At 64.5% G+C, this 13,619-nt stretch carries 17 protein-coding genes; 5 read left to right on the top strand and 12 right to left on the bottom strand.

The window, feature by feature from the left end; all coding sequences use genetic code 11:
• Window positions 1–144 precede the first annotated feature (144 nt).
• On the top strand, window positions 145–894 hold the full coding sequence (ubiG, locus tag AC0L2Y_RS08495) for a bifunctional 2-polyprenyl-6-hydroxyphenol methylase/3-demethylubiquinol 3-O-methyltransferase UbiG (protein ID WP_473555295.1): 750 nt from the start codon (window positions 145–147) through the stop codon (window positions 892–894).
• A gap of 35 nt (window positions 895–929) precedes the next feature.
• Here the strand turns inward: ubiG and AC0L2Y_RS08490 are convergent, their stop codons facing one another.
• On the bottom strand, window positions 930–1,820 hold the full coding sequence (locus AC0L2Y_RS08490) for a DMT family transporter (RefSeq protein WP_473555292.1): 891 nt from the start codon (window positions 1,818–1,820) through the stop codon (window positions 930–932).
• Between the two features lie 99 nt (window positions 1,821–1,919).
• On the opposite strand from AC0L2Y_RS08490, the gene AC0L2Y_RS08485 reads away from it, so the two are divergent.
• The gene (locus AC0L2Y_RS08485; protein ID WP_473555290.1) at window positions 1,920–2,405 is read left to right on the top strand and encodes a MarR family winged helix-turn-helix transcriptional regulator; all 486 of its coding nucleotides are present in this window, start codon (window positions 1,920–1,922) and stop codon (window positions 2,403–2,405) included.
• A 63-nt stretch (window positions 2,406–2,468) separates the two neighbouring features.
• Window positions 2,469–3,962 carry an FAD-dependent monooxygenase gene (locus AC0L2Y_RS08480; protein ID WP_473555288.1) on the top strand — a complete coding sequence of 498 codons (1,494 nt, stop codon included), beginning with the start codon at window positions 2,469–2,471 and terminating at the stop codon, window positions 3,960–3,962.
• A gap of 73 nt (window positions 3,963–4,035) precedes the next feature.
• Here AC0L2Y_RS08480 and AC0L2Y_RS08475 read toward each other — a convergent pair whose 3' ends face one another.
• Together AC0L2Y_RS08475 and AC0L2Y_RS08470 are read right to left on the bottom strand one after the other, a co-directional pair.
• Entirely contained in the window at window positions 4,036–4,689 is a 654-nt protein-coding gene (locus AC0L2Y_RS08475; protein WP_352491808.1) for a Vgb family protein, read from the bottom strand.
• Between the two features lie 9 nt (window positions 4,690–4,698).
• The gene (locus tag AC0L2Y_RS08470; protein WP_473555285.1) at window positions 4,699–5,919 is read right to left on the bottom strand and encodes a helix-turn-helix domain-containing protein; all 1,221 of its coding nucleotides are present in this window, start codon (window positions 5,917–5,919) and stop codon (window positions 4,699–4,701) included.
• Between the two features lie 160 nt (window positions 5,920–6,079).
• Here AC0L2Y_RS08470 and AC0L2Y_RS08465 point away from each other — a divergent pair, with 160 nt between their 5' ends.
• A complete protein-coding gene (locus AC0L2Y_RS08465) occupies window positions 6,080–6,880 on the top strand; it encodes an SDR family NAD(P)-dependent oxidoreductase (protein WP_473555282.1) in 801 nt (266 codons plus the stop codon).
• A 115-nt stretch (window positions 6,881–6,995) separates the two neighbouring features.
• Here the strand turns inward: AC0L2Y_RS08465 and AC0L2Y_RS08460 are convergent, their stop codons facing one another.
• The 4 genes from AC0L2Y_RS08460 to AC0L2Y_RS08445 are packed head-to-tail and all read right to left on the bottom strand — an operon-like array spanning window position 6,996 to window position 9,408.
• On the bottom strand, window positions 6,996–7,421 hold the full coding sequence (locus tag AC0L2Y_RS08460; protein ID WP_473555280.1) for a DUF1178 family protein: 426 nt from the start codon (window positions 7,419–7,421) through the stop codon (window positions 6,996–6,998).
• Window positions 7,418–8,302, bottom strand: coding sequence for a carbon-nitrogen hydrolase family protein (locus AC0L2Y_RS08455; RefSeq protein WP_473555278.1), 885 nt, complete (start codon window positions 8,300–8,302; stop codon window positions 7,418–7,420). Before AC0L2Y_RS08455 ends, AC0L2Y_RS08460 begins: the two co-directional genes overlap by 4 nt.
• Before the next feature lie 10 nt (window positions 8,303–8,312).
• Entirely contained in the window at window positions 8,313–8,582 is a 270-nt protein-coding gene (gene grxC, locus AC0L2Y_RS08450; RefSeq protein ID WP_352566915.1) for a glutaredoxin 3, read from the bottom strand.
• A gap of 37 nt (window positions 8,583–8,619) precedes the next feature.
• A complete protein-coding gene (locus AC0L2Y_RS08445) occupies window positions 8,620–9,408 on the bottom strand; it encodes a ComF family protein (RefSeq protein ID WP_473555350.1) in 789 nt (262 codons plus the stop codon).
• 66 nt (window positions 9,409–9,474) lie between these two features.
• Between AC0L2Y_RS08445 and AC0L2Y_RS08440 the strand changes: the two genes are divergently transcribed.
• A complete protein-coding gene (locus AC0L2Y_RS08440) occupies window positions 9,475–10,347 on the top strand; it encodes a methyltransferase domain-containing protein (protein WP_473555275.1) in 873 nt (290 codons plus the stop codon).
• Between the two features lie 50 nt (window positions 10,348–10,397).
• Here the strand turns inward: AC0L2Y_RS08440 and AC0L2Y_RS08435 are convergent, their stop codons facing one another.
• From AC0L2Y_RS08435 to argJ, 5 genes are all read right to left on the bottom strand, one after another.
• Window positions 10,398–10,577 carry a Flp family type IVb pilin gene (locus AC0L2Y_RS08435; RefSeq protein WP_352566909.1) on the bottom strand — a complete coding sequence of 60 codons (180 nt, stop codon included), beginning with the start codon at window positions 10,575–10,577 and terminating at the stop codon, window positions 10,398–10,400.
• Window positions 10,578–10,685: 108 nt separating this feature from the next.
• Complete coding sequence (locus tag AC0L2Y_RS08430; protein ID WP_473555272.1) at window positions 10,686–10,991, bottom strand: hypothetical protein; 306 nt, start codon at window positions 10,989–10,991, stop codon at window positions 10,686–10,688.
• 126 nt (window positions 10,992–11,117) lie between these two features.
• On the bottom strand, window positions 11,118–11,540 hold the full coding sequence (locus AC0L2Y_RS08425) for a (deoxy)nucleoside triphosphate pyrophosphohydrolase (protein ID WP_473555269.1): 423 nt from the start codon (window positions 11,538–11,540) through the stop codon (window positions 11,118–11,120).
• Entirely contained in the window at window positions 11,537–12,316 is a 780-nt protein-coding gene (locus tag AC0L2Y_RS08420) for a GNAT family N-acetyltransferase (protein WP_473555267.1), read from the bottom strand. Before AC0L2Y_RS08420 ends, AC0L2Y_RS08425 begins: the two co-directional genes overlap by 4 nt.
• The gene (gene argJ / locus AC0L2Y_RS08415) at window positions 12,316–13,557 is read right to left on the bottom strand and encodes a bifunctional glutamate N-acetyltransferase/amino-acid acetyltransferase ArgJ (protein ID WP_473555265.1); all 1,242 of its coding nucleotides are present in this window, start codon (window positions 13,555–13,557) and stop codon (window positions 12,316–12,318) included. Before argJ ends, AC0L2Y_RS08420 begins: the two co-directional genes overlap by 1 nt.
• Window positions 13,558–13,619: the final 62 nt, after the last annotated feature.

The following is a 13,619-nucleotide window of genomic DNA, read 5'->3' as shown; positions in this document are numbered from 1 at the left end:
TCAACTGACACGTGCTGACACAAATGCAGCAGGCGAAAGGCGCCGCCGGCAGGCATCACGCCCGTCGCGCCGCCGGCGGTGAATTTCGCGCCTTGACATTCGCAGCCTCGCGCCCGACTTCCTAGCGTCCGAGGAGACCACACCATGCCAGAGCCCCGACGATCGACGATCGATGCCGGAGAGGTGGAACGCTTTTCCGCCCTTGCCGCCGAATGGTGGAACCCGAACGGCAAGTTCCGCCCGCTGCACAAGTTCAACCCGATCCGGCTTGCCTATATCCGCGACCAGGTGGCGACCCGCTTCGGCCGCGATCCGCGTGCGGCACGGCCGTTCGAAGGCCTGCGCTTCCTCGACATAGGCTGCGGCGGCGGGCTGTTGTGCGAGCCGATGGCGCGGCTTGGCGCCGAAGTGGTCGGCGCCGATGCCTCAGTCACCAACATCGAAGTGGCCAAGCTGCATGCGGCGGAAGTCGGCGTGAGCGTTGATTACCGCGCCACGACCGCGGAAGACCTGGCCGACGCCGGCGAAAAATTCGACGTCATCCTCAACATGGAAGTGGTCGAGCATGTCGCCGATGTCGATCTGTTCCTGGCCAAATGCGGCGAAATGGTCAAGCCTGGCGGCATTATGTTCGTCGCCACCATCAACCGCACGCTGAAGGCCCTGGGCCTGGCCATCATCGGCGCCGAATACGTGCTGCGCTGGCTGCCCCGCGGCACCCACCAGTTCGGCAAGCTGGTGCGCCCCGAGGAACTCGAAAAGGCGCTTGCCGGCGCCGGCCTGAGCGTCATCGACCGCACCGGGGTCACCTACAGCCCGCTCGCCGACCGCTGGCAGCGCTCGAAGGACATGGACGTCAACTACATGGTGCTGGCGGAGAAGGCATCCGTCTGAACCTTACGCCTTCTGGCCCCTATGTCTTCTGGCCCCTATGTCTTCTGGCTTTGCGCCTTGGTGGTGATGAACACGCCGGCGGTGATGATGACGGCACCGGCCCAGGTCAGCAATTGATAGCGCTCGTCGAGGAAGAGGGTCCCGGCAAACAGCCCGACCGCCGCCGCGACATAGCCGATCTGGCTGAGATAGACCGGGCCGCCGACCGCTTGCAGCCGGAAGAAGAATGCGAACATCGCCGAGGCTGATGCCACCTGTGCCGCAGCGACCAGCGGCACGCCGCCGAGCGAGCCGAATGCATTGCCGCCCAGCAGGACCAGAATGCCGGAAAACAGCATCAAGGCTGCTGCCAGATGACTGCCGACGGCAAGCTCGATCGGGCCGGTGCCTTCGGGCCAGTCGACGGTGCGGTAAATATTGCCGGCGGCGAGGCTGACCGGGATGAGCAGGCCCATCGCAACCCAGAAAAATTCGGCCGGCTGGCCCGCTTCGCCGCGCGTCACGGCCACCATGACTGCGCCGACGAAACCGACGACTATGCCGACGATGCCCAGCATGGTCGGGCGCCTGACGCCGAGCAGCATCGAGAACACCAGCGTGACGACCGGCGACAGCGTGAACATGATGCCGCTGTAGCCGGCGCCCAGATGCGGAATGGCTGAAAACATCAGCAGATTGGGGATTGCATAGGAGACGGCCGCGGTGACGAAGAAATAGCGCAGTCTGTGCGGCGTAAGCCGCATGCGCTTCCCGTTGAGCAGCAACGCGCACAAAAGCACGCCGCCGGCACCAAGCGAGATGACGAAGGCCCAGACCATGGCGGGCACGCCGGCCGCCGTCGCGATCTTGCCGAACGGCAGAGTCAGGCCGAGCAGTCCACCGGTGACAACCAGAAGGCCAAGCGCCGAGTCCCAGAGAAATTTCATCGCCGTCCCATCGCCTGTTCGCGGCACTTGGCCAATACTAAAAGCTGAGGTAAGATAAGGTAAAGATTCTTCACGTCAAGATACATAGCGGTGAGAGACATGGATCGCGCAGCAAAAGCGATCGAGCAATGGAAAAACGAACGGCCGGATCTCGATGTCTCGCCGATGGCCGTGCTCGGACGGTTGAGCGAGGCCGCCTCGCTGATCGCACGAGAGCGGCTGGCGCCGCTGTTTGCAAGTTACGGGCTGCAATCCGGAGAATTCGATGTGCTGGCGACGCTGCGTCGTTCCGGGCCGCCATACGCGCTGACACCGACGGCGCTCTATGAGGCAACGATGGTGACGTCGGGCGCGATGACCAACCGCCTCGATCGGCTCGAGAAATCCGGCCTGATCAAGCGCGGGCCGCATCCCGACGATCGCCGCGGGATTGTCGTTCAGCTGACCGAGAAGGGCCTCGCTCTAATCGACGAGGCGGTTACCGCTCACGTCGCCAACGAGCACCAGATACTTTCTGGGTTAGCACGCCCGGAGCAGATCATGCTCGCCCGCCTGCTCGAAAAACTCATAGCGAGCCTGAGCTAGCCCAAACGGCAACCACTCTGCGATCATTGCATTGGGAGTCGTAACTGCCAGGGGAGTTTGCGGATGACAGAACATGCAGTCGTGATTGCTGGAGGAGGTCCGACGGGCCTAACCCTGGCAGGCGAGTTGGCGTTGGCAGGCATCGACGTAGCCATTGTCGAACGCCGCCCGAACCAAGAGCTTGCCGGTTCGCGTGCTGGCGGTCTGAGCTCACGCACTCTCGAAGTTTTCGATCAGCGCGGCATCGCGGACCGGTTCCTCGCCGAAGGACAAAAAGCCCAAGTCACGGGATTCGCGGCGATGCGTTTAGACATCAGCGATTTTCCGACCCGCCACAACTACGGGCTGGCGCTGAGGCAGAAACACATTGAGCGCATTCTAGCTGGATGGGTCAGCGAGCTGGCAGTGCCGATCTATCGCGGCCGTGAATTGACGTGTTTCGTGCAGGACGACGCCGGCGTCACCATCGAACTGTCCGATGGTGCCTCGCTGCGGGCAAGCTATCTCGTCGGGTGTGATGGAGGCCGCAGTCTGGTCCGCAAAGCTGCTGGCATTGAGTTTCGAGGATGGGATGCGACGACCAGCAGCATCCTCGCCCAGGCCGAGATGGCGGAGGAGCCGCCACTGGGCATTCATCGCACGGCACTTGGCATCCATGCCTTCGGCAGGGAAGAGCACGAAATTCGTGACGGCAAGGTCGTCTTTGCCGATAAAGGTCCCATAGGCGTCATGGTCACTGAAAAGAATGTCGGCGCCACGACCGAGCCCACGCTGCGCGATCTCCGCGAAGCACTCGTCGCCGCATGCGGAACAGATTACGGAATCCATAGCCCAACCTGGATTTCCAGGTTCACGGACATGTCGCGGCAGGCGGCGGCTTACCGCAAGGGCCGGGTTCTCTTGGCGGGCGATGCCGCCCATGTGCATTCCCCGGTGGGCGGACAAGGCCTCAATACCGGTGTGCAGGATGCGGTGAACCTCGGTTGGAAGTTGGCCCAAGTGGTGAAAGGAACATCGCCTGAAGGCTTGCTCGACACTTATCACATCGAGCGGCATCCGATTGCGGCCCGCGTGTTGCGCACGACAATGGCACAGGTCGCATTGCAACGTACTGATGATCGCACTGAAGCCTTGCGTGAAATCGTATCAGAGCTCCTTGGGATGGAGGAGCCTCGCAAACGGATCGCTGCCGAAATGTCCGGACTTGGTATCCATTACGACCTCGGCCAGGGGCATCCGCTGGTCGGCCGCCGCATGCCTGACCTCGACCTGGCCACGCCCGATGGTCCTATGCGCGTATTTGCGCTCCTCCAAAATGCACGGCCAGTGCTCTTGAATCTCGGCGCGCCGGGCAGCTTCGACATCAAGCCGTGGTCAGACCGCATTAAGTTGGTTTACGCCAAATGTGACGATCCATGGGAGTTGCCTGCGCTAGGCTTGGTCTCCGCTCCGATCGCAGTTTTAATCCGACCCGATGGATATGTTGCTTGGGTAGGCGACGGGACGCAGGATGGTCTTCAACACGCGATGAACACCTGGTTCGGACCACCGGGCTAAAAACCGCAAAAACCAGTTAGCTCTTGATCTGGTTGAATGGTCCCGAAATCAAACGACCACGGACGGCAAAAGCTCAGATCCTGGCCGCCGAGCCACGTTTGGGGCGGCGAACAGCTCTGATCTTGCCGCTGTTTCCGCCGCCACAGAAAAACTGGTCGCCGCCATCGGATTCGAGCCCCGACACGCCTGTTCCCGGCGGCATATCGAGCTTCTCCAGGACCTTTCCCGTTTCAGGATCGATCCGCCGGACATCGCTCTCCTCACCCTCCCAGGTGCCATGCCACAGCTCGCCGTCGACCCAGCTGACCCCGGTGACGACGCGGTTGGAAACGATGGTGCGAAGGATTGCTCCTGTCTCGGGATCGACCTGATGAATCTTTCGGCCCCGGTGCTGCCCGACCCAGAGCGTTCCTTCGGCCCAAGCGAGTCCGGAATCACCGCCGTTGCCAGGAGCCGGTATCGACGCCAGCACCTGGCCATTCTTAGGATCGATCTTCTGGATGCGATCCTCCGCGATCTGATAGAGGTACTGGCCGTCGAAAGCCGTTCCGGCGTGTGCCGCTACATCGATCGAGCGCACCACTTTGCCGCTCGCCGGATCGAAGGCGTTCAATCTGTCGCCTGAGGCAAACCAGACATGCTCACCATCGAAGGTAACGCCGTCCACATGGTCGACACCCGGAAAGGGTCCATATTCTCGAAGGATTTCGGCTGCGGATCGTTCCATGATTCCATCCTAGTAGCCCGGCAGTGGGCCGGGGAGTAACAAGATTGTCGGGAAACCCGTCAGCGGCGGGGTCATCCAGCGACGTGCCCGTCCGCGGCCGAACGACTGCACCTTACCGGCCTGGGCGAGCTGCTCGAGCGCCCGCTGCACGGTACGCGAACTGGCCCCAAGCGCAATCGCCAGGGCCGAACTCGACCACGACTCGCCGTCGGCGAGGAAGGCGAGCACCGCGGCATGCTCTTCTTCGACGGGCGGCGCCAGCACGACGACCTCGCCGGCGCGGCGTGGCGCCAGCGCAAAGCCCCGCTTCGTCGCGCTCACATCGGCCAAGCTCCGAAGCTCCGCGCGAAGCCGCCCGGCTTCGACCCGTAACCGTGCGCGATGTGATTCGTCCGCGTCCTTTCCCCGGAAAGCGCGCGCAATAAGCGTCGATCTTGCCACGTCCCCCGGCCAGGCTTCGGCCAGCGCACGGGCCAGCGCGAACAGCACCGGGCGGGTCGCCAGCGAGACGACGGTATCTGCGACCCGCACGACATTGCGGCATGCGTCCACCACAAGCCCTCCCGACGCCAGGAGGGCTTCGACTTCGTCGAGCAGGAGGGGCCGTTCCTCGCCACGCGCGACAAGGCGTGCGGCCGGCGTGTCCAGCACCAGCGATGCGCTCTCCACCTCCGCGATCAGCGCGGGGATGCCGGACGCGCGCGCCGCTCGCGCCGCCAGGCCGAGGGCGGCGCGCGCAGGGCCGGTCCGCAAGCGGCGGATGGCGATGCCGGCGACAGCCAGCTCGTGGGCGGCCCGCGATGCCGGCGGCAGCGGCGAGGGATCGAAGCCGTCCAGCCTGCGCTCGGCTTCGTCGAGATGGCCGATCAGCAGCAGGCGCCGGACGTCGAGGTTGCGCGCATGCGCGGCGTTGACGCGGTCGCCATGCTTTTCAAGCGTTGCCCGCGCGGCGTCGAGTGCCTTGGCCGGCCAGGTAAGGTCGCGCGAGACGAGCGCGATCTCGGCCTCGGCGACGACACACCGCGCGCGGGCCACGGCCTCCCTCGGGCTGAATGCGTGCGCCGCCCTCTTGAGGAGAACCTTCGCCCGAACCAGGTCCCCAAGCTGCGCCATCGCGATACCGCGCAACGCCAGTGCCGGCGCATCGTCGCGCAGCGCAACCCGCTTCAAGGCGCCGAGCGGATCGCCCGCCGCAAGCGCATGCGCCGCGGCCGTGATCAGCGAGTCCATCGGAATCCCGTCACACTTGTCACTCCCCCGGCTTCGACATCCGGCGCTAAGTCCATCTCACCAACCAGTCGTATCGGCAACGGCGACTGTAGCCAACCTGAGTTGCGGGCGCGATTCTGCACTAGGCTCGAACGCAACGATAAGCACTAGGAGAGACACTATGATGATCCAAGGTACAACCATCCTGGTGACTGGAGCCAATCGGGGCATCGGTCGGGCACTGGTCGAGGAAGCCCTGGGCAGAGGCGTGAAGCGCGTCTTCGCCGCAACCCGCCAACCGATGGCCCATCCTGACCGGCGTGTGACGTCCCTGACCATGGATGTGACCAACGCTGCGCAGATCCGGGAGGCCGTCGAGAAGATCGATACTCTCGATATCCTCATCAACAACGCCGGCGTATCGCCCTTCGATGACCTCAGCGACCGTCGTGTGCTCGAACAACAGCTCGCCGTAAACCTCTTCGGCTCGTATGACGTTACCCAGGCTCTGCTGCCGTTGCTGGCCCGGTCGCGGGGAGCCATCGTCAACATTCTGTCGCTGGCCTCGATTGCCGCCGTGCCGTTTAGTCCGGCTTACTCGATCTCGAAGGCGGCCGCGTTCTCTCTGTCACAGTCGTTGCGCGTCCTCCTGGCCGGACGGGGTGTCAGCGTCCACAGGGTGCTTCCCGGCCCGGTGGATACGGACATGACCCAGGGGCTGGACATCGCGAAGGCCTCTGTGGAGTCTGTCGCGCGGGCAATCCTGGACGGAGTGGAGAACGGCGAGGAGGAAATCTTCCCCGATCCCATGTCGGAATCCCTGGCGGAGGGCTGGCGCAGCAGTGCGGTCAAGGCGCTTGAACGCCAGTTTGCAGCCTATGCGGAAGCAAGCCCGTCCAGTGAAGCAAGCCCGTCAGGCAGTGGGCATGAAAGAAGCAGCGAAACGATTACCCGCGAGCCCCATCCTTGCTGCTCGGCCTGAAACTGTAGACGCCTGTGCGGGGGTGGCGGCATCGCCGCCCCTCGGCGCCGCCCCCGACCTTCACGGCGCTGCCTGGCGAAGAGATGCCTCGCTGGGGCTGGAGCAGGTTGACGGATCAGTTGCGGTCGTCGGGAAAACTTGGAATAGGCAAGAACTCGACGCCGTCATCGGCGAGACTCTTGGCCTCCTCGAGCGTTGCCTCGCCATAGATGCCGCGCGGATCGCTCTCGCCAAAATGGATCTTGCGCGCTTCCTCTGCGAACTTGTCGCCGACATAATCGGCGTTCTCGCGCACCTTCTCGGCCAGCGCCTTGAGCTGCGCCAGCGCCTGCTTTTGCGCCTCGCCCATGGCCAGCGCGATGCTTTCGCGCTTGCGCCCGGTGGAGACCGCAGGCGCCATCAGCGCCTTCTCGACCTTGTGCGAGCCGCAGGCCGGGCAATCGACGAAGCCGCGCTTCTTCTGTGTGTCGAAATCGTCGTTGCTGCGGAACCAGGCCTCGAATTCGTGCTCGTGCTCGCAGATCAGGGAAAAGCGGATCAAGAGGCAGCACCCCTGAGCGGCATGGCCTCCGCCGAACCGGCGTTTACGGCAAAATCGCGTGCGTTTTTGAGATTCGGTATTTTCTTGCGCGCAGCGACTGACTGCGCCGCGTCGATCTCGGCGACGATCACCGCCGGCTCGTCATGCGCAGCCTCGGAGACGATGCGGCCCCAGGGATCGACGATCAGCGAGTGGCCATAGGTTTCGCGGCCGTCCTCGTGCACTCCGCCTTGCGCGGCGGCAACCACATAGGCGCCGTTCTCGATGGCGCGCGCCCTGAGCAGCACATGCCAGTGCGCTTCGCCGGTCTGGCGGGTGAAGGCGGCGGGCACCGAAAGCAGATCGGCGCCGGCCAGCGCCTCGGCACGGAACAGCTGCGGAAAGCGCAGATCGTAGCAGACGGCAAAGCCGAGCTTCGCGCCATCGATTTCGGCGACGACGGCTTCAGTGCCCGGCTCATAGGCGGCGGATTCGCGCCAGCTCTCGCCATTGTCGAGATCGACGTCGAACATGTGGATTTTGTCGTAGGTGGCAATCGTGGCGCCGTCCGGCCCGAACAGAAGGGCGCGGTTGGCAAGCTTGCCGTCGGCGCGCAGAATGGCGGTCGAGCCGATATGCAGGAAGATGCCTAGCTCCTTGGCCAGCCTCCGCGACGTCGAGACGACGATGTCCTTGTCTTCGGAGGTGAAGGAAGCGGCCCGCGCTTGGCTGTCGCGGATCAGCGCGCCGGTCATTTCCGGCGTCTGGACATAGGTCGCGCCAAGGCCTGCCGCCTCGCGCACCAGCCGTTCCAGATCGACCGCATTGCGCTCCGGGCTGGTTCCCGAACGCATCTGGATCGCCGCCGCCTTGAAAGCATCCCCCGACTTGATGGCACCCATCGTCATGTCCTTATCTGGTCGAGCCGTTGGCGAGCAATCTGTCCAGCCGTCCTTCCGCCTCCAATTCATGGAGATCGTCGGAGCCGCCGACATGCGTGTCGCCGATGAATATCTGCGGAAAGGTGGAACGGCCATGGGCCCGGGAGATCATTTCCTGGCGCAGTTCCGGCGAGAAGGAGGCGTCATGCTCGGTATAGGCGACACCCTTCCTGTCGAGCAGCCGCTTGGCCGCGGTGCAATAACCGCACATCATCCGCGTGTAGATCGTCACATCGACCATCGGTCAGCAACCCTGCCTCGTTCCGCTGTCATGTAGGCTATATAGGCGCCGATTCGTCGGCCCGAAAGTCCCCCGGCAGCACGCGCGCGAAGGTCAGTACGTCGACCGCGCCGGCACCGCCCTTCTTCAATGCCCTGGCGACCGCGCGGACGGTGGCCCCGGTGGTGTAGACATCGTCGATCAACAGCACCCGCCGGCCGGCGATTTCGATCTCCGCCTCGTCAGGCACTTTGAATGCGGCGCGAACATTTTCCTCGCGTTCCCGCCGCTCCAGCCCGACTTGCTGGCGCGTGAGTTTGACGCGCTTGATGGCTGATGGCGCGAAAGGCCGCTCCCCGAGCTGCGCCACCGCCCGCGCCAGTTCCGCCGACTGGTTGAACTGCCGCCGGAAGAATCGCCGCCAGTGCAGCGGCACCGGCACGACCACGTCGGCCTCGGCGATGAGCTCGGCGCCGGCGCGAACCATCCAGCGCGCCATCCACGGCGCCAGATCGGTGCGGTCCTGGTATTTCAGCCCTTGCACCATCTGGCGGGCAACGCCGGAATAGGCAACCGCCGCCCGCGCGCGCTCGAACGGCGGCGGGTCGGCTATCGCCTCCGCCGACAGGAACCCGTCACCCATATTGTGGGTGAACGGCGTGCCCATCACCGGGCACCATGGCCGTTCCAGCAACCTGAGTTTCGGCCAGCACGCACCGCACAACACGCCGGGCTGCGAGACATGGCGGCGGCAGCCGGCGCAGACCGACGGGAACAAGAGGCGCGCTGGCCAGCCCAATGCCTTGCTGGCAATGCGCTTGATCGCAATACGCTTGATCTCTGGCATGGGATCGGCCACGTGGTTGGTCCTCCGCATCACTATATCAGAGAGCGAAGCACAAGGACCTGCCCATTGCAGCCTGTAATCGACACCTCGCTCTGGCTGGCGCGCAAGCGCCGGGCACTGACTCGTCCCATCGCCGGCGCGGATTTCCTCATGCGGCGGGCAGCCGAGGATCTTGCTGACCGGCTCGGCGCCGTCGAACGCAGCTTCGGCAAAGCGGCCTCGTTGTTTTGCCAGACGCCGGCAGCAACAGAGGTGCTCGCCGAAAGCGGCAAGGTGACGGAAAACGTGCGCGTCGAGGCCGACGCCGCTTTCCTGGGCGGCCAGCCAGGACTGTTGGCGCCGTTGGAAACCGTGCCATTCGAGCCGGAAAGCCTCGACCTCGCAGTGTCGCTGCTGTCGCTGCAGGCGATGAACGATATTCCCGGCATGCTGGTGCAGATCCGCCGGGCACTGAAGCCGGACGGGCTTTTCCTCGGCGCCTTCGCCGGCACAGGCACGCTCTCCGAACTGCGCGAAAGCCTGCTTGCCGCCGAGACCGAGCTCTATGGCGGCGCCAGCCCGCGTGTGATCCCGTTCACCGACGTCCGCGACGCCGGCGCGCTGCTGCAGCGCGCCGGCCTGGCGCTGCCGGTTGCCGACGTCGAGACGATCACGGTGCGCTACGATTCGCTATTTGGCCTGGTCGCCGACCTGCGCGCCATGGGCGAGACCAGCGCGCTTGTCGACCGCAGCAGGCGGCCGGGCACGCGAGCGCTGTTCGCTCGCGCCGCCGAAATCTATGCGGAGCGGTTTTCGGATGCCGATGGCCGCGTCAGGGCGAGTTTCTCGGTGGTCTGGATGTCAGGCTGGGCCCCCGATGCCTCTCAGCAAAAGCCGCTGAAGCCGGGCTCCGCAAAAATATCGCTGAAGACAATCCTGGAAAATCCCGGCGGCACCTGAGCGGAATCCCTGCGCAAAAGCTAAGCTATCCCACGCAAAAACTAAGCGGGTCACTGTCCAAAAGCGTTGGCAAGCTTGCTGCTGTTGTCGCTGAACAACCACTGGATGGCGCCGGCAGCCTGGCCAATACCAGCGACAATGGCAAGCGACAGCACGGCAACGATCAAACCATATTCGATAGCCGTCGCACCCCTCTCGTCTTCTAAAAATCGTTGCAGCAAGATTTTCATGGGCGCCCATCCCTCTTGCCCGAACCTAGCGCCGACCCGTTAAGAAAGGTTAACGCGACAGGCTTAACGGGCAGTGAAACAGCTGCATCCTAGAGATCTGTTGAGGAGTCAGCAGTCGCCGCTGCTTCTGCCATCGGCCCGTATGACGCAGACCGAACTGGGCAGCGGCTGCAGCACGCTCTTGCGCAGCGTATAGCTGTCGCGCTGGCCGATCGAGCCGGTGCTCATCGTATCAAGGCCGTCGCGGGCAAACTGCGACCGGGTCCGGCTGTCGAGGTAGGGTGTCGCGATCAAGGCCAGAGCCACTGCGGCCGAGCCGAACAGGAGGGCGATGCGCAATATTCCCATGCCGGCATTGGCGGCGCCGGGAAGGCGGTCGGACCAAGGCGAGTCCCAGTCCTTGTCGAGGCTCATGCAAATCGCTCCCCAGCGGTGGAATCGGCGTAACCGCCTAGCGTCAATTTTTCACGGCCAGATAAATCTTTCATTAACGCTGCGGATATCGCGTTGCGGCGCTGCCCGGTTTACGGACGTCGGCCGTTACAGCAGGTCGATGAGGAACTGGATCAGCGGGGCGTCGGCCGGCGGCATTGGAAAATCGCGCATCTGGCGCGGCCTCACCCATTTCAGCACCTGGCCTTCCCTGGGCTGGGCAATGCCGCGGAAGCGACGGCAGACGAACAGCGGCATCAGCAGGTGAAAATCATCGTAGGAATGACTGGCGAAGGTGAGTGGCGCCAGGCAAGGGATGTCGGTTTCGATGCCGATCTCCTCGTACAATTCGCGGATCAGGCATTGTTCCGGCGTCTCACCGGGCTCGACCTTGCCGCCCGGAAACTCCCACAGGCCGGCGAGCTGCTTGCCTTCGGGCCGCTGCGCCAACAGCACGCGCCCGTCGGCATCGACCAGCGCGCAGGCCGCGACCAGGAGCAGGCGCTTGCCGACAGTATCCAAGCCGCTCATGCGCCTTGTGGCCGGCGATAGTGATAGCGATAGACTTCATCGAATCCGAGCGAACGGTAGAGCGCCAGCGCCGGCGCGTTGTCCGCCTCGACCTGCAGCCAGGCTTCCCGCGCCCCGCGCAGCCGCGCCCATTTCAGCGCCGAGCAGATGAGATGGCGGCCATGGCCCGGGTTGCGCACCGATCTGTCGGTGGCAATCTCGAACAGTCCGGCAAGATCGCCGTCATGTACGCAGATCAACGTTGCCAGCGGCTCGCTGCCGGCCTCCAGCGCAAACAGCCCGGCCTCCGGCTGAATGGCGCCGATGATCTCCGACAGGCCCGGCCGCAGCGACACATCCGAACCGCTCACCTTGAGTGCGGCACCGATGAAACGGCTGATGTCCTTCAACGGAATCTGGTCCATGGCGTCGTCGAGCGCGGCGTCCGCCAGCGGCAGCCGCATGACCAGCGATTCGGCGAATATGCTCCAGCCCTCGGTATCGAGGTATTTTGAAAGATCCGGCCCCGACAGCGGCGAGATGCGAAAGGTCAGCGGCCTGCCATAGGCGTCGAAGCGGCGGCTGGCGCGGCCGATGCGCTCGGCAATGTGCTGGATGTCGCCCGGATCGAGCGGATTGACCGAATTCAGCCGCTTGGCCGGGTGGCCGGCCGTCAGCCGCACCACCCAGGTGCCGTCATAATGGACGGCGGCCGCCGGCCAAGCGCGAAAGCCGGCCGCCTCATAGCGGCGCACGATCGCCAACACGCTTGCCGGATGTCTGGAAGCCAACGCCATCAGCTCCGATAATCGCCATTGATGGCGACATATTCCTTGGTGAGATCGCAGGTCCACACCGTCGCCTTGCCGCGGCCGATGCCGATATCGGCGCGGATGCGGATCTCGTCGCGCTTCATATACGCCGAAGTCGCCGCCTCGGAATAGGCGGCGTCGCGCTCGCCCTGATACGCCAGGCGGTTGTCGCCGAACCAGATCGACAGAAGGTCGCGGTCGGCCGGTTCGCCGGCCTTGCCGACGGCCATGACGACGCGGCCCCAATTGGCGTCCTCGCCGGCGACTGCCGTCTTGACCAGCGGCGAATTGGCGATCGACAGCGCGATGCGCTTGGCCGAGCGGGCCGATTTGGCCCCGGTGACGGTGACCTCGACCTGCTTGCGGGCGCCCTCGCCGTCGCGCACCACCTGCAGCGCCAGCGATTTCAGCACCTTGCCCAGGGCACGGCGGAAGGCGCCGAGACGCGCATCCTTGGGGTCGGAAATTGCCGGCGCGCCGCGCCTGGCGGCAGCACCCGTGGCGAACATCAGCAGCGTGTCGCTGGTCGAGGTGTCGCTGTCGACGGTAACCGCGTTGAAGGTCTTGGCCGTGCCGCGCGACAAGAGATCTTGCAGCACGGGTGCTGCGATCGGCGCATCGGTGGCGATGAAGGAAAGCATCGTCGCCATGTCGGGCGCGATCATGCCGGCGCCCTTGGCGATACCGTTGATGGTGACGTCGGCATCGCCGAGCTTGACCGTCGCGGTCGCCAGTTTGGGATAGGTGTCGGTGGTCATGATCGCCTTGGCGGCTTCGGTCCACAATTCCGGCCTGCCGTCCTTGACCAGCCCGGCCAGCAGATGGCTGAACTTGCCGGTGTCGAGCGGCTCGCCGATCACGCCGGTCGAGGCCAGGAACACCTCGCCCGCCGTGCAGCCGGCCGCCTTCGCCGCCACCTGGCCCGTGAGTGCTGTCGAGGCGCGGCCCTTCTGGCCGGTAAAGGCATTGGCATTGCCGGAATTGACCACCAGCACGCGTGCCTTGCCGGCCACGAGGTTCTGCCGGCAGAAATCAACCGGCGCCGACGGGCATTTCGACCTGGTGAACACCCCGGCGACGGTGGTGCCGGCGTCGAACACTATGGCCAGCAAGTCGGTGCGGTTCTTGTATTTTATGCCGGCCTCGGCGGTGGCGATGCGCACGCCCTCGATCACCGGCATCTTGGGATATTTCTTCGGCGCGAGCGGCGAAACCTGTGTGGACATGGAAGACCCCGGGCGGGAAAAATCGCGAAAGGAACGCCGGTTTGCCCGATAGCACGCGCCGG

This window comes from Mesorhizobium sp. WSM4830, assembly GCF_055811495.1.
Note: the sequence above shows the minus strand (reverse complement) of the source record. Positions and strands in the feature narration are given on the sequence as shown.

Coding starts and splice junctions, on each gene's coding strand:
- AC0L2Y_RS08420 (WP_473555267.1), bottom strand. CDS start 12,316: ATGGCGTTGGCTTCCAGACATCCGGCAAGCGTGTTGGCGATCGTGCGC.
- AC0L2Y_RS08485 (WP_473555290.1), top strand. CDS start 1,920: ATGGATCGCGCAGCAAAAGCGATCGAGCAATGGAAAAACGAACGGCCG.
- AC0L2Y_RS08445 (WP_473555350.1), bottom strand. CDS start 9,408: ATGCCAGAGATCAAGCGTATTGCGATCAAGCGCATTGCCAGCAAGGCA.
- ubiG (WP_473555295.1), top strand. CDS start 145: ATGCCAGAGCCCCGACGATCGACGATCGATGCCGGAGAGGTGGAACGC.
- AC0L2Y_RS08430 (WP_473555272.1), bottom strand. CDS start 10,991: ATGAGCCTCGACAAGGACTGGGACTCGCCTTGGTCCGACCGCCTTCCC.
- AC0L2Y_RS08470 (WP_473555285.1), bottom strand. CDS start 5,919: ATGGACTCGCTGATCACGGCCGCGGCGCATGCGCTTGCGGCGGGCGAT.
- argJ (WP_473555265.1), bottom strand. CDS start 13,557: ATGTCCACACAGGTTTCGCCGCTCGCGCCGAAGAAATATCCCAAGATG.
- AC0L2Y_RS08475 (WP_352491808.1), bottom strand. CDS start 4,689: ATGGAACGATCCGCAGCCGAAATCCTTCGAGAATATGGACCCTTTCCG.
- grxC (WP_352566915.1), bottom strand. CDS start 8,582: ATGGTCGATGTGACGATCTACACGCGGATGATGTGCGGTTATTGCACC.
- AC0L2Y_RS08425 (WP_473555269.1), bottom strand. CDS start 11,540: ATGAGCGGCTTGGATACTGTCGGCAAGCGCCTGCTCCTGGTCGCGGCC.
- AC0L2Y_RS08455 (WP_473555278.1), bottom strand. CDS start 8,302: ATGGGTGCCATCAAGTCGGGGGATGCTTTCAAGGCGGCGGCGATCCAG.
- AC0L2Y_RS08480 (WP_473555288.1), top strand. CDS start 2,469: ATGACAGAACATGCAGTCGTGATTGCTGGAGGAGGTCCGACGGGCCTA.
- AC0L2Y_RS08465 (WP_473555282.1), top strand. CDS start 6,080: ATGATGATCCAAGGTACAACCATCCTGGTGACTGGAGCCAATCGGGGC.
- AC0L2Y_RS08490 (WP_473555292.1), bottom strand. CDS start 1,820: ATGAAATTTCTCTGGGACTCGGCGCTTGGCCTTCTGGTTGTCACCGGT.
- AC0L2Y_RS08435 (WP_352566909.1), bottom strand. CDS start 10,577: ATGAAAATCTTGCTGCAACGATTTTTAGAAGACGAGAGGGGTGCGACG.